Source organism: Cryobacterium sinapicolor, assembly GCF_004403465.1.
GTDB classification, from domain to species: Bacteria; Actinomycetota; Actinomycetes; order Actinomycetales; family Microbacteriaceae; genus Cryobacterium; species Cryobacterium sinapicolor.
Window position 1 is genome coordinate 1 of sequence record NZ_SOGQ01000057.1, and the last position, 16,834, is coordinate 16,834.

16 protein-coding genes are annotated in these 16,834 nt (G+C 65.0%); 3 read left to right on the forward strand and 13 right to left on the reverse strand.

The window, feature by feature from the left end; all coding sequences use genetic code 11:
- Positions 1 to 50 precede the first annotated feature (50 nt).
- The 3 genes from E3T28_RS11640 to E3T28_RS11650 are packed head-to-tail and all read right to left on the reverse strand — an operon-like array spanning position 51 to position 2,867.
- The gene (locus E3T28_RS11640; protein ID WP_134431269.1) at positions 51 to 1,559 is read right to left on the reverse strand and encodes an ABC transporter permease family protein; all 1,509 of its coding nucleotides are present in this window, start codon (positions 1,557 to 1,559) and stop codon (positions 51 to 53) included.
- Entirely contained in the window at positions 1,556 to 2,245 is a 690-nt protein-coding gene (locus E3T28_RS11645) for an ABC transporter ATP-binding protein (protein ID WP_134431272.1), read from the reverse strand. Before E3T28_RS11645 ends, E3T28_RS11640 begins: the two co-directional genes overlap by 4 nt.
- A complete protein-coding gene (locus E3T28_RS11650) occupies positions 2,238 to 2,867 on the reverse strand; it encodes a PadR family transcriptional regulator (RefSeq protein WP_241979304.1) in 630 nt (209 codons plus the stop codon). Before E3T28_RS11650 ends, E3T28_RS11645 begins: the two co-directional genes overlap by 8 nt.
- 168 nt (positions 2,868 to 3,035) lie before the next feature.
- Between E3T28_RS11650 and E3T28_RS11655 the strand changes: the two genes are divergently transcribed.
- On the forward strand, positions 3,036 to 3,962 hold the full coding sequence (locus E3T28_RS11655; RefSeq protein ID WP_134431278.1) for an alpha/beta hydrolase: 927 nt from the start codon (positions 3,036 to 3,038) through the stop codon (positions 3,960 to 3,962).
- Positions 3,963 to 4,165: 203 nt separating this feature from the next.
- Here the strand turns inward: E3T28_RS11655 and E3T28_RS11660 are convergent, their stop codons facing one another.
- From E3T28_RS11660 to E3T28_RS11705, 10 genes are all read right to left on the reverse strand, one after another.
- Complete coding sequence (locus tag E3T28_RS11660) at positions 4,166 to 4,570, reverse strand: hypothetical protein (protein WP_134431281.1); 405 nt, start codon at positions 4,568 to 4,570, stop codon at positions 4,166 to 4,168.
- Positions 4,571 to 5,203: 633 nt separating this feature from the next.
- Positions 5,204 to 5,611, reverse strand: coding sequence for a DUF4913 domain-containing protein (locus E3T28_RS11665; protein WP_134431284.1), 408 nt, complete (start codon positions 5,609 to 5,611; stop codon positions 5,204 to 5,206).
- Positions 5,604 to 7,346 (reverse strand): type IV secretory system conjugative DNA transfer family protein, encoded by a 1,743-nt coding sequence (locus tag E3T28_RS11670; protein WP_134431287.1) that lies wholly within the window; start codon positions 7,344 to 7,346, stop codon positions 5,604 to 5,606. The genes E3T28_RS11665 and E3T28_RS11670 overlap by 8 nt, the downstream gene beginning before the upstream one ends.
- 76 nt (positions 7,347 to 7,422) lie before the next feature.
- Positions 7,423 to 8,496, reverse strand: a complete 1,074-nt coding sequence (locus E3T28_RS11675) for a hypothetical protein (RefSeq protein ID WP_134431291.1) — start codon at positions 8,494 to 8,496, stop codon at positions 7,423 to 7,425.
- 3 nt (positions 8,497 to 8,499) lie between these two features.
- Positions 8,500 to 10,047, reverse strand: coding sequence for an ATP/GTP-binding protein (locus tag E3T28_RS11680; RefSeq protein ID WP_134431294.1), 1,548 nt, complete (start codon positions 10,045 to 10,047; stop codon positions 8,500 to 8,502).
- Entirely contained in the window at positions 10,044 to 11,747 is a 1,704-nt protein-coding gene (locus E3T28_RS11685) for a hypothetical protein (protein WP_134431297.1), read from the reverse strand. The genes E3T28_RS11680 and E3T28_RS11685 overlap by 4 nt, the downstream gene beginning before the upstream one ends.
- Positions 11,747 to 13,183: a hypothetical protein gene (locus E3T28_RS11690; RefSeq protein WP_134431300.1), complete on the reverse strand. Its 1,437-nt coding sequence runs from the start codon at positions 13,181 to 13,183 to the stop codon at positions 11,747 to 11,749. The genes E3T28_RS11685 and E3T28_RS11690 overlap by 1 nt, the downstream gene beginning before the upstream one ends.
- Positions 13,183 to 13,893, reverse strand: coding sequence for a hypothetical protein (locus E3T28_RS11695; protein WP_241979305.1), 711 nt, complete (start codon positions 13,891 to 13,893; stop codon positions 13,183 to 13,185). Before E3T28_RS11695 ends, E3T28_RS11690 begins: the two co-directional genes overlap by 1 nt.
- 42 nt (positions 13,894 to 13,935) lie before the next feature.
- Positions 13,936 to 14,250, reverse strand: a complete 315-nt coding sequence (locus E3T28_RS11700; protein ID WP_241979306.1) for a hypothetical protein — start codon at positions 14,248 to 14,250, stop codon at positions 13,936 to 13,938.
- Positions 14,251 to 14,255: 5 nt separating this feature from the next.
- Entirely contained in the window at positions 14,256 to 15,476 is a 1,221-nt protein-coding gene (locus E3T28_RS11705; RefSeq protein WP_134431306.1) for a nucleotide-binding protein, read from the reverse strand.
- A 322-nt stretch (positions 15,477 to 15,798) separates the two neighbouring features.
- Between E3T28_RS11705 and E3T28_RS11710 the strand changes: the two genes are divergently transcribed.
- Both E3T28_RS11710 and E3T28_RS11715 read left to right on the forward strand, forming a co-directional pair.
- The gene (locus tag E3T28_RS11710) at positions 15,799 to 16,122 is read left to right on the forward strand and encodes a helix-turn-helix domain-containing protein (protein ID WP_134368308.1); all 324 of its coding nucleotides are present in this window, start codon (positions 15,799 to 15,801) and stop codon (positions 16,120 to 16,122) included.
- A gap of 123 nt (positions 16,123 to 16,245) precedes the next feature.
- A complete protein-coding gene (locus E3T28_RS11715; RefSeq protein WP_166787011.1) occupies positions 16,246 to 16,569 on the forward strand; it encodes an ArsR/SmtB family transcription factor in 324 nt (107 codons plus the stop codon).
- The last annotated feature ends 265 nt before the right edge of the window (positions 16,570 to 16,834 follow it).

A 16,834-nucleotide genomic window follows, 5' to 3' on the forward strand; every position in this document is an offset into this window, starting at 1 on the left:
CTTTGTGAGTTGCTTTAGTCGGTACTCACTGACCATCCCACGGTGGCTCTTTACGTTGACGAAGCAACACTCAAGAGCGGGAAACCACACCACTCACAGGGACGTGACCTAGCCGTGCCCGCCTCCAGCGCAGTGAGGGTGTCGACATCTGGTGCTTGGCCCAGAATCAACGCGAGGTCGGCAGCGTCGCCGACCCAGATGGTGGGCTGGGTTGGCGCGAGCTCGAAGCGATCGAGTGTCCCAGCTGCGCAAAGCGCTTCATTCAGACCGTTTTCCTCGAACGACAACTCGCAGATCCCTTCGTCGGCGGACTGGGGCAGAGGAAGACCTTCCGGAGGGAACATCATCGTTTGCCGACCGCTGTACCCTTCGAAGTCATCGACAGGTGAACCCCAGAACGGGCCGAGCACGCCACTGAGTACTCGAACCTCGGTGGCATCAACACCATCAGAGAGGGCCGCGGCGACAGCGTCGGGGTCTCTAACGACGTCCCGTTCAATCGGGTCCCACCGTGTGGGCACGACTAGATCGACCTTGACCTGGTCTCGTTGGAGTTGCCAGTCGTGGTCTGTGACCGACCATGCGTCGCTCGCGGCAAAGAAGGTGAGGTACCCGCCAACGATAAAGGTGACGAGCATGATGGATGCCGCTGCGGCTCCCGAACGCGCACCGCTTCGTTCCGCATCGCGTGCGGCGATGCGCGCTGCGAGCCCGGCAGCGCCCGGGAGGCGTGCGGGCCCGCGTGCTGTCCAGCGGATCAGGGCGGGGAAGGCGAGGACGGCACCGACCACGATCGTCAGTGCCGCGGGCGCAGCAAGTAGCCCGCTCACAGAGCGTAGAAGGATGGCGGGCAGTCCGTCAGGGAGCACTCCTCCCGCGAACCCGAGCGCACCAACAACGAGGAGAGCTACACCGCCGCTCACCGAAATAATCAGTCCCCCACGCGCCCGTCGAGTCGTCGACCGGGCTGGTCGTGGGGCATCTCGTAGCACCATCGACACGTCGATAGCGGATGCTCGCACCGCGGCGACGAGCGAGGCCAACCAGCCCACCCCGCTCGTTGCGATAGCGACGACGATGATCGCGACAATGTCAACCGCGACGAGTCTGGTGCCGCTGCTCACGAGAAAGGCGATACCCGCAGCGAATCCGACCACAACCGAGGTAACGGCCGCCAACGCACCGAGAATGAGACCTCGCGCTGACATTACGCGGGCAAGGACCTGTGGCGATGCTCCGATAGCAGCGAGAAGGGCAAGCATTCGTTCACTGCGACGTACTGACACGATCATCGCCGCGCCGACCATCGCGCCGACCAGTACCAGCGCGAGGATCGCGAACTGCGCTGCCACAGCGATCACGCCCACGACCCACCACGAGCCATAGCTCGTGCCGTCGTCGAACACGGGAATCATATTGGGGGCGACGACCGCGACGGCCACGACAGAACTGACCGGGATCGCCATGGCAATCACGCTCATCAGGGCTGAGAGACGATTGCGGCGGATGTCTCGTACGGCTAGTCGGCTGGCGAATCGCCAGCGCTGCAGAACTGTCATCGCTGCATTTCGGTGGTGGCGTACAGGTGGCCGTCTTCGAGGGTCAGGACACGGTCTGCCCAGGCCGCCAGTCGAGCGTCGTGGGTGGCCACGATGGCGGCTGCTCCGGCATCGACGCGTTCACGGATGAGTCGCACAATCGACTCGCCGGTGATGGAGTCCAAGGCACCTGTGGGCTCGTCCGCCAGAATGAGGCGGGGGCTGCCGGCCGTGGCCCGTGCGATCGCCACTCGCTGCTGTTGGCCGCCGGACAGGTTCTCCGGATAGGAGTCGGCAACCTCGAGTAAGCCAAACTCAGCTAACGCCTGACGGGACGTCTTCAGGGCTCGCGCCCGGGGCCAATCATCCAACTCCAGAGGAACGGCAACGTTCTCCAGCACCGTGAGAATCGGGATCAGGTTGTAGTTCTGGAAGATGAACCCAATGGACCGCCGTCTGACGGCGGCCAGAGCCTGGGCATTGAGTGACCGGAGCGGCGTTCCATCAACGATGACCTCACCAATACTCGGGTGTTCCATCCCACCGGCGATGCCGAGCAGCGTGGACTTGCCCGAGCCCGACGGTCCCATCACAGCAATCAGCTCGCCGGCTCGCACTGTGAGGCTGACGCCGTCGAGGGCTCGTACTCGCAGATCACCGTGGCCATAGTCGTGGGAGACATCGGTCAATTTCAGAGTTTCAGTCATCGTTGTTCTTTCCTCCGGGGATATCCGTGGGATCTGTGGATCTGTTTGCTCGGGGTCGGCCCCGGCGAGGCCGCTCCGTGTCAAACGGAATGGCCAACGAAATTCCCCTGGCGATTGCGTCGCGAACGCGATCGGAGACCTGATCGAGCCACCGCAATTGAGTCTCCGCCTCGATCAGTAACGCATCGCTCACGATGCGAGAGGCGAGATCCTGCGCGGTGCGCACTGGTTCCCCACCTGATTCGTGGGTGAGTTGCTGTAGCCGCGTGATCGCTTCACGACGTTGGGCGCGTAACAGCGCAGTCACGTCGACCCCGGGCAACGTCACAGCAATGGCAACCTTGATTGCGAGATCGTCACGTGCTCGGGTGGGTACCGGATCTGCCTGCTGTATCCAGACACTCGAGGCGGCGACCCCGGCTGCAGTGACCGTATAGAAGACGTGGCCTTCGGCATCCGTGCCAGATCTTTTTTCGACGAGACCTTCACGCTCCAGTCGATCCAAGGTCTTATAGACCTGACCGATATTCAGTGGCCACCGGGCACTCGTTCTGCGATCAAACTCGGCACGTAACTCATACCCGTATCGCGGTCCCTGGGCGATCATCGCGAGGAGGCTCATCGCTACTGACATTGCACTCCCTCAACACATGGCCTGTATATAAATACACACCATACATTAAAGTGGCTAAGCCTCGTGGCCTCGTTCGCGTGATGCGGACTAGCGCTAGGGTTCACGCATGGGGAACAGTCGGTCGTTGCGGATTGGCACAACCCAACAGAGGTCGACGTGAAGTCGCTCGACCATGACTCGACGATGGTCGACGCGGTTGATAGCTTGATCCAGGGTCCGCACGGCCACATACCGGTGCGCTGGTACTTCCCGCCTGACGGCACCATGCAGATCGGATCTGCGACGATCGTGTGGATTCACGGTGGAGGGTTTTTTAAGGGGGGCCTTGACCAGCCGGAGTCGAATGACGTTGCGCGAACGCTGGCCGCTGCGGGGTTCACTGTTGTCACCGTGGCCTATCGGCTCGCAACGGTCTCGAGGTTTCGTTGGTCGGAGCGGGGATGGGGGTGGCACCCCGCCGTGCACTATCCGCTACCGGTGGACGATGTCGTGGCCGTAGTGCGTGAGGTGCAGCGCGGGGCACCCAACGGGGTCATCCTGGGCGGTGCCAGCGCCGGTGCATGTTTGTCAGCCGGCGCAGTCCTTCGGTTGGTCGACGACGGAGCGGACGCTCTCGTCGGCGTCTTCTTCGCTTACGGATTTTTCCATGCCTTGCTGCCGAAACGGTCGCCCGACTTGCGCAGCCGACTTCGTGGCCGGCGCCGTTTCCTGCACACGCCAATGCTCCTCAATCTGACGAATCTCCACTACTCGGGCACGCGAACCGCGCTAACGGAACGTTACGCATTTGCTGGCGGCCACGCCCTGCACGAGTTTCCGTCGACACTCATGATCGACGCGGATCGGGACTCGATGCGTTCATCGGGTGGCCAGTTCGCCCAAGAACTTTCGACCGCCGGCGCTATGGTCGATTACCACGTGCTGCCCGGAACGTTCCACGCCTTCCTCAATCGCCCGCACGACCAGAGCTTCACCGAGGGCGTGCGCCTGATCATTGACTGGGCCCGGCAAGCAGACTCGAAGAATGCGCGACCTACAGCCCCGGAAAAGCGGTCAGGCAAACGCACCGGGCAATCTCGATGAGCCCGAGGAGCCCGGGGGTCGGTAATCTCCGGCCGCAGTCGAATCAGAAGCAAATCTGAAGTATGTGTGAAATTTGCACGCCGGAGGCTGGCTTCTGCAGGGCAGAGGTCACCTTGGCCCTTGCTTCCGCAAAGCCTTGAAACGGTCGACCAAACTCTTGACCACGCAGTCCCGCAGAGGGTTCCCTTTCGGCGACGCTGGACCTACTGGTCCTTGATGCGGAGGTTCTCGCTTGCCTTGCTCCAGCCCGCTCGATTGGGCATGCCGTCCTGAACAACCATGACTTCAAAACCTGGCGACTTCATGGTCGTCATATTCGAGCCGCATCCTCCTAGCCAGTCACTGGCCGTCCTGTATACGAGCAAGCAGACCGGGTATTCGCGGCCTCGTGCCAAGTACAGCCGCGTGTCGTCAACGGCACTGACAAACCTCAGGCTGTCGATGTCGAAATCGTCCAATGCGTAGTCAGGAAGGCCACTTGGGATGGCATCCTCAGCGCTGGCCGTTCTATTCAGGTCGGAGAAGCCATCGGCAGGTGAACAGCCCATCAGGGTGAATACCGTGGCCGACACGGCGAGCAACCACACAAACGTCCACTTATCAGCCATTTTTCTCCCCCAATGGATGCAAACCTATCGGGTTCCGAAATCGGACCACAAGGGGTTGGTTGGGCGGACGGAGCTTGAGTCCTGCGACCAACGGATTATGAGTCCGCTGGTTGATCGTGACGCGTCGCTATGCTCAACGAGCTTCGCTAGACATGGCCTTTGGCAAGTGGAGCACGGATGTACATTCGCGGGGCGGCCAGTAGATTCGACCTATGAATGAAGAACGTGACCAGAGCGACCTGAACGTCTACGGTGCCGAGGACTTCGAAGAGCTCGATGCAATCTTGGCCGCCATTGACCGGGCTCTTGACACGGACGGGTAGACAACCAGCAGCGTCTAGAGCCGCACCAGCCCGCACTCTGGGCACCGCCAAAGCGTCGTGGTCATCCCATCGGCCGGCTCCAGGCGCATCAAACAAGCCGGGCAGTTAGGGGTATCGAGGTCATCCATGCGCGGAGTCTCGCACCGCACGGCCGTGGACACCAGAGAGACCCTGCGCGGCCTCACTAAACGGCTCCATTGCACGCTGAGCAATCGTCGATTAATGATTAATTTCTGTCGGGGAACGGTTTCGGCCACGCTGTTTACGTGGCGGGAGCGTCCCCGCGGGTCTCTTCATCGGACCCTTCCGTCTACAGCTCGACGTCGTCAGGAGGCATCGACGCGGGCACGATCCTGGCGGTGGTGTCCTTGCGGCGGTGGAGGTGTCCTTGGTCGGGGTCGCAGTCGCGGAACGGCCCGTTTCCTTTGTCGAAGATGACGGCGGCGTGGCGGTCCCAGTGGTTGATCCACCAGGAGGACACGGCACCGGCGTCGCCGTCCATGACGCTGGCGTCGGCTTGCATGCTGGCCTGCCAGAGGGCTTTGAACCGGGCGACGACCTCGGGGTGTAGCCACCATTGGGTGCACCACGGTGTGGGTTTGGTGCCGACGACTTCGACGGTGGCGAGGTGGCCGGTCAGCCAGTTGAGGAACATTTGGCGGACGTCGACCGGGTCCTCTTCAGGGCCGGTCGAGTCGTAGTCGTCGTGCTCAGCCATGGGCTGCGACCTCCGCTGTAGTGGTGTCGTCGGGAACCGCGACCGGTGCCGGCCTGGGGTTCGGTGTCCTGGTTGGGGTGCGGTTGATGGTGGTGGTGAGGGTTTTGTCGCGGAACCAGGGGACGGTGTTGACCATGACGGGTCGGCATTTGGAGCTGAAGACGATGGCGCGCCATTCGGGGAGGGAGCCGAGGGCGGCGATGTCGAGGGTGTTGACCTTGCGGGTGTTGGTGGAGGTGGATTGGTGGCCGTCTTTGCCGGTGGAGCTGCCGTAGGTGATTTCGTCGTGTTCGCCGATGAGGGCGGCCAGGGAGCGGAGGAAGTCGTCGTCGCCGGACCCGCCGCCAAAGACCCGGGTGGCGGCGGCGTCCCAGAGGGTCTGCCACCCGTCTTTCCCGAACGCGTCGATCGCTTGGGCCCGGGATTGGAAGTAGGAGTTGAGGATGATGCCCATCGACCCGTAGAACGAGTACACGGAGGGTAGTTCGGGCCAGCGGACGATGTTCGCGCACTCGTCGAGCTCCATCACGAGCGGGACGGGGAGACGGCCGCCGTTTCGCTGCGCGGCGGTTTCGGCGGTTTTGCAGATGGCGCGGATGAGGGCGGTGAGGATGGCGCCGCCGGATCCTTCACCGTCTTTGGAGAGGAGCACGAGGGTGTCGGTGCTGGTGATGAACGTGGCCGGGTCGAACCGGCGGATGCCGGCCCGGTCGGTCCAGGCGAGGAGGTCGTCGTCGGCGAGGGCTGACGCCATGCGCTGCGCGGTGGCGTAGACGCTGCCTTTGGTTTTGTCGGGCCAGCTCAGGATGCCCTCGATTGTGGAGGAGGGCCCGGTTTTTCCGTGGCGGGCGAGGATCTGCTGCACGTCGTATCCCTCGGCGCGGGCGATCCACGCGAACACCTGGGAGAGGGGTTCGTGCTCGAGGGCTGCGGCGTAGAAGAAGTACGCGAGCATGTCCCGCCCGGCGGTATCGAACTGGGAGTCCCCGCCCCGATCGGAGGCCTTCCGTGTGGAGGCCTCGAAGATCGCGGCGAGTTCCCGGGCGTCGGCGGCGCTGCGAATGTAGTCGAGCGGGTTGAACACGAAGTCAGGCTCCGGGTCCAGGCGGTAGATGCGGTTGGGGTCGAAGATGAACGCCTGCCCGTGGTCGGCACGGCCGGCGAGGGTTTCGCGGACACCGTCGACTTTGTTAGAAGTCATGATGGCGGCGCCGGGGGCTTCGAGCATGTGCCGAATCACGAGCGCGGACGTTTTCCCGCGGCCGGTGCCGAACACGTACACGCCCAGGTCCCGCCACCCCTGATACACCCACCGGTTCCGCCGCCCGACGAGGCGGCCGACCCGCTCCCCCGCCGGCAGGTTCACCGCGGCCGGGTGCAGCTGCGCCGCTTCCTTCGCCCGCAGCTTTTCCCGCAGCACCGCGGACTGCCGGGTCGTGGCCATATGCCGGAGCGCCACGTTGTTCCGCTTGATCGACGCCCATTGGGCTTGCTTGGCCAGGATGAACGCGAACAGTCCCACGGCCAGGACCAGGGCCACCACGCTCGTCCAGGTTGCCGCGGGCGGCCACGGTGCGTCCCGGAACAGGAAGTCCCCGGCGAGGGCGGCGGGGTTCCACGGATACGTCGTCCCGGTGGGGGTGATCACCGCGCCCACGTGCACGGCCACAAGCAAGGCCAGGGCGGCGAGGAGGGCGAGGAGGCCGGTCATGATGCGGGCTTTCCAGTCGATCACAGGGTTCTCCTTGCCCCCGAGAAGACGGGTGCCTGTCTGGGTGTCGGGATGGCGCGGTGCGCCCGTGATTCGGGCATTAGTTGCTGAGTTTCATGGGGTCGGTGGTGTTGGGGTCGACGGCGATGTGGACGTGGTTGCAGTCGTCGCGGAATTGCTTCATCGACAGGTCCAGGCTTACGCCGGCGTTGGCGCGGCACTGGTTCTGGCCGGCCCCGGACCCGGCGGGCATGACCGGGCTGAGTGCCTTCAGGAGCTTCAGGGCGTTGGCGTCGGCGCCGGTGGTGGGCATCCGGTCAAAGGAGTAGAAGTCGACGGCGTGCCCGCCGCCGTTCGCGAAGTGAGGTGACGCAACCCCGGCACCGAGAAGAGTCCCTGTGCAGGCCCGGTTGATGTCGGAGATCCCGACGGCGTCGAACATGTTCGTGGCCATGGTGATGACTTGCAGGATGCGCGTATCGATGCCGCAGTTCTCCCGGGTTCTGCCGTCGGCGATCCACCGGATCTCGCGCAGGTGATCCGGCGACAAACCCGTGATCGCTCCCGCGTCGATCTTGACCACCAGGGCCGCCGCCAACACCCGCGCGTCACTGCCAACGCCGGCCGCGCACGCTGCGTCCCCGGTCGCAAGCGCGGCTACGACCTCTTTCGCCTGGTCGTAGTAGGTCGTGTAGTGGTTCGGGTCGGCGTTGATCTGCACGGCGTGCGCCGCCGCCGTGGGCGCCAGCGTCTCCCAGTTCGGGACGGTGACGAGGCGTTGGAAGAAGAACCCAGCGGCTTGGGTGGGGTTCATGCGCTCGGCCAGGGTGCCCCAGGTGTCGCGCTGTTGGAACAGGCCGCGGGAGTCGGGTCCGACGGTGTCGCCGTAGCTGAGGTTGCGGAGCGCGGATTCGCCCATGGCAGTCATCACGGCGATGGTTTGCCCCTGCACGTTGACGCCGGCGGCCCGGCCGGCGTTCATGATCAGGGCGGCGTTGACGAGTTGGTCGCCCTGGTACCCGGCGACCGGTGTGCGTTCGGCGGCCCCCTGCGGGTTCGCCGCGACCGCGGCGCAGGCCCCGGTGCCGGGGCCGCCGCCGGTGACGAGGAGCAGCCCGGTGAAGAGGACCACGAGCAGGACCACGAGCCCGGTGCCGAGTATGCCTTTCTGCACGGGTTAGGTGGTGGCGTTGCCGGCGGCCATGGCGGAGTCGGTGTTGGTGACTTCCACTTCCCAGTCCGAGCGGATGTGGCGGATGTGGGTTTCCGGGTTGGACCCGTACTTGAATACGCAGTGCCCCGGGTTCAAGCCCATGAGGGTGGCGGCGGTGTCGGGGGCGAAGTTGAAGGTTTCTTGCGCCCAGCGGGCGTCTTCGGGGCGGTCTTGGCGGAACGCGTACACGGTTTGGGCTTCTTGGACGACGGTGTAGCCGGGGCTGTCCGGGGGGATGTCGGTGCCTTTGTGCATGACGAAGACGTTGGAGATGCCGAGGGAGCGGGAGAGTTTCTGGTTGGATTTCACCAGTTGGGCGGAGGGGCCGCCGATCATGTGCCAGCCCTCTTCGTAGATCACGTTCGTCACGAACCCGCGCTCCTCACGCAGCCGCCCCATCAGCCACATGTTCCCGATCGCCATCACCGTTGGGATCGCGGGGCCGGAGTCGGGGAGCTGGGAAATGTCGAACGTGGTGAGCTTGTGGGAGAGGTCGACGCGGCGGCTGGTTTCTCCGTCGAAGACGCCGGCGTAGGTTTCGAGGAGGTTCTGCAGGCCGAACCGGATCGACAGGCCCGCCTGGTGGAACCGCTCCGACGCCTCCCCCGACAATCCCTGATCTGTCGGCACCAACCCGAGGAACGGCATCAGGTCCGTGGTGGTCGCGGCCCGTCGGGTGTCCTCGAACTTCTCAAACAACAGTTGCAGTGCGTACCGGGTGGCTTTCTCTTCCCACTCCGTCGCGGGGGTGTCGCCCCGGGCGATGCGGGCGACAGCGTTGATGAGCAGCATCTGGCCTTGCAGGCCGGTGCCGCGGGCGATGAGGGGGTCCATCAGGTTAAAGCGGGTGCCGGACCCGTCGGGGTCGAAGCGGAGGGGCTCGGTGCCCATGCGGCGGGTAACGCCGGCGTATTCGCCTTCGCCGCCCTCGTCCTTCTTGTCAAACACCACAGCCCGGTGGTTCTTCAGCAGCAGAGGCCGCATCACCATGACCGTTTTGGTGAACGAGGACTTCCCAGACCCGACAGTGCCGATGATGAGCACGTTGGGTGAGGTCAGCTTCCTGGGGGTCGCGTTGTACGCGGTGGGGGCGTCGTGACTGATCATCGTCGACGAGAGCGTGTCGGTACCATTCACGACCCCGTCAATCCCGGTCGGCGCCCCAATGATGCCCGTGTTCAGAATCTCGGCCTGCCTGGTCGTGGACGGCGCCCCGGCCAGACGGGGCGCGTACCAACCGCGCGCCGCCGCCCCCGAAGACGCCCGCAGCACGGACCCGGGCCGCTCGAACGGCGGCACATCCACCGGCCGCCCCGACGACACAGGCGCGTCAGAACCCGCAGCGGCAGACGCAGCTGCGTCTTCTTCGCCCGTGAGCACGGGCGACGTCGCCACCGGGGTGAGGAAGATTTTCAGGCCGGGGACTGTCCCGTACCAGGGCTTCTTCGTAACGGTGCGTTTGCCGTGCGCGGTGCCGGCCGCTGCAGCTGCGGGGGTGGTGGGGTGGGTCATGAGATGGCTTCCTTGTCGGTGCGGCCGGCGAGGCGGTTGATGGCCCGGGTTGCCAGGGTTGCGCCCGCGGGGCGGAGTCCCCGGCCGAGAGGCCAGGTGGTGCCGGAGGCGGCGGATTGGAAGGAGTCTTGCCAGTCGAGGTGTTCAATGCCGAGGCCAGTCGCGCACGCTTCCTCAAGCTGCCGGGAGGCGTGGCCGAGGTCCGCGCGGGTGGGGGCGGAGATGGTGACGAAACCGATCCAATCGACGCCGTGGTGGTGAGATCCGGCGGCGAGGTCCGCGGAGCGGCGCTGCGCGGCGGACATGCGAGTGGTGCTGTCGTCGGAGATGAGGCGGCCCTTCTGCTGATCGGCGAGGACCCCGGCGAGGTCGCGGACGACGTCGGCGCGCGCTTTCGCTTTCGCCTGCCCCGCCGGAACCAGGTGCAGGTGGAAAGACACCGACCGGACAAAGGTCAGTTCCCGCCCGATGAGGAGGTCGAGACACCAGAGGGGGCTGCGGCCGGCGACGGCGAGGTTCTCCCCGTGGATGGCCGCGGTGCGGTGCCACCACGTCACCGGCGGCGACACCGGCCCGGCCTCGGTCATGACGAGGGAGGTGGGGTCGACGCCATCGACGATGTGCGCGGAGAACTCGTCACGAGACGCGATCCCGGAAAGGAGCGGGTCGACGTTCCGGGTGAGGTCGATAGGTAGGTGCGGGTTCTGCTGGTGCAACATCAACGCCGTGGTCTGCTTCGCAGTCAGGGCCTGCACGTCACCCATCCGGGCCTCGTTCAAACCCAGTTCGGTGGCCTGAATCTGCCCGGCCATCAACGCCCGCCACGCGTCGCGGCCCGGCCCGAATTTTGCGGCCGCGTCGGTGAACTGCTGGGTGAGGGGCCAAGACACGACCACGTAGTGGCGCTGCACCATCGCGTTGGCACTGGACTTCCGGATCACCTCGTCATAGGAAAGCTTCTGCGCCTCAAACGACGCCCGCTGCTCCGCCGTCCAGGATTCCTGCACCGGTTCCAGGCGGGTCTTCACCCACTGCTGCTGCCGGGCCGAGTCCGGAGGCAGAACCCGGGTCAGGGTTTGCACGTTCCGGATCAGAGACGAGGGTGCGGCGCGGCGGGCGAGGAACTTGCCCCACGCGTTCGCCGCCCGGGTCAGGGCGGCGGCGGTTTCCATCCCGCGCAGCTGCCCGGACACCGAGAACGCGACCGACAGGTACGGTTGCTCACCGATTGGGGCGTGCCAGGCGATGCCGGGCATGTTCGAGGCATATTGGAGCCAGCCCATGCCGTCGGCGCCGTCCGGGTTCGCCCGCATCTTCACCGCCGCGCGTTCCGCGGCCTGCTTCTCAGTTTTGGTGCCGCGGAGGATGGCTTCTTGGAGCTGGTCCCACGCCCCGACCTCGTATGGCACGAATTCGTCCGTGCCGAGGCGCTTCCGGGCCCGGGCGCGGGCGCGTTTCCGGCGCCGCTCGAGGACGGTGCCGCGGTGGGTGCGGGCGGTGGTCAGCATCGTGATGCCGACCCCGGAGACGGCGACGATCAGGGCGGGGAGGCCGAGACCTGAGACCATGCCGACCATGCCTCCGGCGATGAACACGCTGAGGAGGATCATCCGGGTTTTGGAGGCGGTACCGCCGAAGAAGCCGCGGTGGCCGGACTCGCCGCCGAGGTAACGGATGTGGGACTCCGGGGTGTCACTCACTAGACGGAGTCCTTTCCATAATGTTCGTCTTGGTCCTCGACCGGTGACACGGCCGCGTCGGTCACCGAATCGGTGACCTTCTTCGTCGCCTCAAAACCGGCCATCGCCCCGGCGGCAATCATCGTGGGAACCCCGATCGCAGCACCCGCACCGGTCGCGGACTCCGCTACACCGGCGGCGGCCATGCCGCTCTCCGCAGCGACCGCGCCACCGCCTGCAGCCGCGGCGCCGGCACCGGCCGTGGCACCGCCAGCGGTGCCCACGGACGCGGCCTCAGAGATCGACGACGTCGCCGCCTCACCCTCACCAGCCGCCGACGCGCCACCGGAACTGCTGCTGCTGTTTCCGCCGCTGCTCGAGCTGCCCGCAGACGGGGAACTTCCGCGACCGGAGCTTTCGGGGCCGTTGTCGCTGTACTTGGCGTCGGCTTGCTGCATCGACTGGGATCCGATATTCGGTCCCACGGGTGCTGTTCCGCCGCCACCGGTGGGGATCACCGGGGCGAACTTCGTCAGGGCGACCGGGGCAAGGCCGGCCATGAACAACGCCAGGATCGACACGACCAAGGTGACCGTTTTGGCGAGGCTGGGGGTGTCGGAGAACGCATCGACCTGGGCGCTCATCATGCTGTACGCGATCGCGAGGAGGAAGAACAGCAGCGGGTGGGACGCCAGGACCCCGAACCAGAGATACGCGATCTTCGACCCGAACTTCCGCTTCTGCGGATCCACGATCCACACGAACCCGAGGGGAAAGAGGACACCGGAGAAATACAGGGTGATGAGTTGAACGATCAGCATCAGGAGCACAACGAGCAGGCCCAGGATCATGAAGAACATCAGAATCACGCCGAGGACAGCGCCGCCGGCCAGGCCGGACCCGTCTTCCTCGGAGAGCATCGTGGAGAACTTGGCCACGATCGTTTCGGAGTTGCTGGTGACGCCCCACGCGATCAACGAGTCGGACAGGGCACCGAAGAACTTCACCAGGAACGCGCCGAGCGCGGGACCGAACATCGCCCCCAGGATGAACGCGGGCCCATAGAGAGTGAGGGACTCCCCCAGCTCCCGGCCGGACTGATGACCGCGCGCCGTGCGCACGATCTGCGGGATCAACAGGGCCACGAACACGAAGATCGCTAGGGCAAACGACACCTGATACGCCTGAATGAACCAATCCGCCGTCAAGTCCGGAAGCGTCGCATGCGTCAACGCCGGCAACACCGTATCGGAGAGACCCTTGGCTGCTTCCTGCAACAGCTTGAAGGAATTCCCCGCTGGGTCAGACCAGAAGTCCGCCACTCCCGCAGCCGTATTCACGACAGCGCCGACTCCCCCGACGGCGTCCTTGACGCCCTGTCCGAGGTTCTGAGCGTTGCAGAGGAGAGGGCCGAGGGTGCAATCGGCACCCGCCGCCTGAATGATGACCGGGTGCATCAGCAGCCGCCGGTATAGCGGTTTCCGCCGTTCGAGAGCTTGGTCTCATCGACCACGGTGCCGGTTTCAACGTGCCATCCGCCGTCTTCCCACACCATTACGAGGCCCATACCCGCGACCTTGGTGGGGCTGAGTTCCCCGTTCACGACGTAGCCGACGGCCAGCTCGACAGTGACTCGATCGGCCGTGGAGTCCTCAGTAACACGCCACAAGCCGTTGGTCGTGGACACGTGGAAGGAGGTTCCTGGTTCAACAACACCCTGGGTTGGGTCGTCTCCTGCTCTCGCGTACTGGGCCGTGACGTCCTTCCACGCTGCGTTTGCCGTCGAGGCCATGACCTTCGAGCCGATTTCGTCGCTTTCCGTGGCCACCGGGTACGGGTATTGCCAGAACCACCGCTCAAATGCCGTGGCGACTTCCACTGCCCCGTAGGTCGTGTGCTTGGCGTCGGCTTGTGCTGCCAGGACCATGTTGACGTTGCGGTCTTGCCCGCCGAGGCAGCCGGTGGGTGCGACGTCATCTCCGGTACCCACGGCGCCAGGGGTGCCCGTAGGGGTCGGTGTGGGGGTGGCCGTCGCGGTGCTTGGTGCGGCATTCGGCGTGGGGGACGGGCGGGTGGCGGTGTAGGCGATGCCGCCGCTGATGACGACGACGAGGACGGCGGCCCCGATGACGATGGGCCAGCGGCTACGGCCAGATGCTGTGACCATTCGCATGGTGGGACTCCTTGGGTTGCGCGTTGGTGGTGTGGATTAGCCGGCGAAGGAGAGGACGGCGCCGACGATGATAGCGAGGCCGGCGAGGGCGGCGAGGGAGATGCCCGCCCAGACTGCTTTCCGGCGTCCTTGGGCGTGGGCTTGCGGGTTGGGGTTGGTGTCGCCGGAGGCGCCGGCCATGGCGACGATTCCGAAGATCAGGTAACCGATGGAGACGAGGATGCCGATGGCCCAGAGGGCGGCGATGAGTTTTTGCCAGAGGGCGGTGAATTCGGCGCCGCCAAAGGAGAAGTTGGGCAGGATCCCGTCGAGGGGGTTCTCGATCGCCGCGTGGAGCAGGAGGTCGCGCATGGGGGTTAGGCCTTCCGGTTCTGTGTGGGTGCGGCGGAGACCGCGGTTTGCAGTGATCGGACCAAGCTGGAGGCTGCTGCCACAAACGCGTCCCGGGTTGCAGGGTTGAGGCGGCCGAGGGTGAGTTGTCCGCGTCCGGCAATGTGTGCGTCGTAGGGAATCTCGTGCAGGGCAGACACTCCGGCCTGGCTCAGGAGCCGCGCGACTTCTTCTCGGACGGCGTCGTTCTCGGGTCGTCCATCGGTGAGGCGGATGGCGATGGCCCGGTTCGCAAGCTCCGCGGAGGGCCCGCCCTCTGCCCGCAGCTCTTCGAGGAGCTGGATGGCTTCGAGGACGGAGTCGCCGGCGTTCATCACGGGGATCACGAGGACGTCGGAGACGGACACGGCGCCGCGGAATGCGGAGGAGGTGGGGACGTTGCCGGAGTCCATGACGCGGATGGAGTAGAAGTCGTCGATGACGTTGGAGACGGCGACGACGGATTCGCCGGTGAGGCGGTCGCGACGGCCGGTGGATCCGATCACGGACGCGAACGATGTTTGTGGGGCGGTGTATCCGGCGAGGCGGCCTGCGGTGTGGACGTGGTCGACGTCGCGGACCAGTTCGCCTAGGCCGAGGAGGGGGTTGCCCTCGGCGCGGAAGTTCAGGGCGCCGGGGTCGTCGGAGACTTCGAGGATCGCGACCGATCCGCCGCGGATCGCGGCCAGCGCTCCCCCGAGGAGCAGGGCGGTGGGAGTCTTGCCCGTTCCGCCCTTGGGGTTGTTCACCAGGACCGAGACCGCACGGGTCCAGGTCGCCTGCCGCACAGTGGTCTCGTGAGCGGTCTGCAGTTCCGTCCGGCGCCTCTCCCCTAGCTCGGCAGCACCCGGACCGACCGGCAGTCCCAGGCTGGCCAGAGCGCCACGGAACCCCGTGGTGGCCTTGGTTGGAGTGCTCGACGCGGAAGCCAGGCCGGCGGGTGAGCCACCAAAGAGGACAGAGGTGCTCGCTCGGTCGGTGGGCGCCACGGGAGGCACCGACGGGGCCTCCTTCATGGCAGGAGCCTTCCCCGGGACTGGCGCCTGGGCTGGTTCATCGAGGACGGTGCCGGGAGCAGATGCGGTGCTCGTGGCCTTGCGTCGTGGGGGCGTGGGGATCGTGTGGATGGTGTCTTCCTCGATGTAGTCCCCGGCGCGGTCAGCCGCTCCAAAGACCTCGCTGGGGGCGGTGTGACCGGTGTCACTCATGGGCGGTATGTCCTCTCGAATTTCCACTAACTGGCATAGGGAATTAGGGAACCCCCGAGGCCTTGACTATTCTCTCGTCTTTTTTCTCATGGCCTCACCTGAACGGGGGGGGGCGTGTTCCCTCTGCGCTTGCGGTCATAAACGCCTACAACGCCGGGAATATGGATCGAATGGGCGGATCGCATGAAGCTTCGAACCTAACGCCGGCCACCGACATCAGCGGACCATTACAGTTCGCAAAGGTAAATAGATGCATTTGCATTAACTTGATTCCGATCGTGGCGCGCCTGCGGGAGGGGTGATCCACGCCAGAATTGAGCGCATGGCCCGCGACGACAATTTGATGAGACATGCCCCTGAACGGGTGGCGTTGTTTCAGGAGCTGTTTTCCGCGCCGTCCCGCGTCCTGGTACTCCGCGCCCTGCTCCGGAAGCCACTCAGCTACGCCGAGTTGTTCGACGTCATCGGCGACACCATGAGTCGGCCCGCAGTGCATGCGGCCCTGATCGATCTCCGGGGTATGGGCTATATCGAGGACGATGCCCCTGATGGGGTCGTGCGCCGGCCTCAGGGGACGAAGTTCACCGCGCGGCGAGACCTCGTGACCCGCGACTTCGGGCAGGTCCTCGAGTTCGTCCTGGGCTGAGCGTTCTCGCCTGTTCGGCGGCTGAGTATGGCTGGTCGGATTGATGGCTACACCTCCAATCCGACACTAACATTAAGTGTTAGGGTAGAGTCGCGAATTGTTCAGCTGCGGCAGAATGAGGGAATGCCCCGCTATGCATCCCCTGAAGAACCTCTGCCGCTTTCGGCCGAGAGGGCGACAGTGGTGTTTGGAGCGAATCCCCTGCGAGGGGCGATCATCCGATTGCTCGCCCTCAACTCAGAAGGGATGACATCGGGTGCGATCCAGAGAGAACTCAACACGACTTACCAAACGGTCCTCCGGCACCTCCAAGAGCTCGAGTCAGCCGGCACCGTCACCGCCGACGCGGGCGAGCAGCGCCAAGGTCAACGAGTCATCTATGTTCTCGACACTGATGCGTTGCAGTCAGCATTGTTTGGATACGGCGAATACCTGTTCGGGAAATAATCCGACACACCGCGCGGCGTATGCATTCATAGAGCTGCCTTCTGCCACTGTTGGCCCATGGCAATGGAACCAGGACGCAGACGACGGCAGGACAACGCGCCGACCGTTCTCTTGCAGGTGCGTGTTGACCCGGAAATTTTCGCTCTCGTGACCGAGGCAGCGGCAGCAAGTGGGGCAGCTAAGGCGCTCTACATGCAGACCCTGCTTCGTGCGCTCTCGGAGCCGGCGGGCCACTTGCCAGTTCTCGACCTCGGTCGGCCTCAAC

What these genes read in the sequence shown, in the direction of transcription:
- E3T28_RS11640 (WP_134431269.1), bottom strand. Translation starts at nt 1,559, where the DNA reads ATGACAGTTCTGCAGCGCTGGCGATTCGCCAGCCGACTAGCCGTACGA.
- E3T28_RS11645 (WP_134431272.1), bottom strand. Translation starts at nt 2,245, where the DNA reads ATGACTGAAACTCTGAAATTGACCGATGTCTCCCACGACTATGGCCAC.
- E3T28_RS11650 (WP_241979304.1), bottom strand. Translation starts at nt 2,867, where the DNA reads ATGAGCCTCCTCGCGATGATCGCCCAGGGACCGCGATACGGGTATGAG.
- E3T28_RS11660 (WP_134431281.1), bottom strand. Translation starts at nt 4,570, where the DNA reads ATGGCTGATAAGTGGACGTTTGTGTGGTTGCTCGCCGTGTCGGCCACG.
- E3T28_RS11665 (WP_134431284.1), bottom strand. Translation starts at nt 5,611, where the DNA reads ATGGCTGAGCACGACGACTACGACTCGACCGGCCCTGAAGAGGACCCG.
- E3T28_RS11680 (WP_134431294.1), bottom strand. Translation starts at nt 10,047, where the DNA reads ATGACCCACCCCACCACCCCCGCAGCTGCAGCGGCCGGCACCGCGCAC.
- E3T28_RS11690 (WP_134431300.1), bottom strand. Translation starts at nt 13,183, where the DNA reads ATGCACCCGGTCATCATTCAGGCGGCGGGTGCCGATTGCACCCTCGGC.
- E3T28_RS11695 (WP_241979305.1), bottom strand. Translation starts at nt 13,893, where the DNA reads ATGGTCACAGCATCTGGCCGTAGCCGCTGGCCCATCGTCATCGGGGCC.
- E3T28_RS11700 (WP_241979306.1), bottom strand. Translation starts at nt 14,250, where the DNA reads ATGCGCGACCTCCTGCTCCACGCGGCGATCGAGAACCCCCTCGACGGG.
- E3T28_RS11705 (WP_134431306.1), bottom strand. Translation starts at nt 15,476, where the DNA reads ATGAGTGACACCGGTCACACCGCCCCCAGCGAGGTCTTTGGAGCGGCT.
- E3T28_RS11710 (WP_134368308.1), top strand. Translation starts at nt 15,799, where the DNA reads ATGGCCCGCGACGACAATTTGATGAGACATGCCCCTGAACGGGTGGCG.
- E3T28_RS11715 (WP_166787011.1), top strand. Translation starts at nt 16,246, where the DNA reads ATGCCCCGCTATGCATCCCCTGAAGAACCTCTGCCGCTTTCGGCCGAG.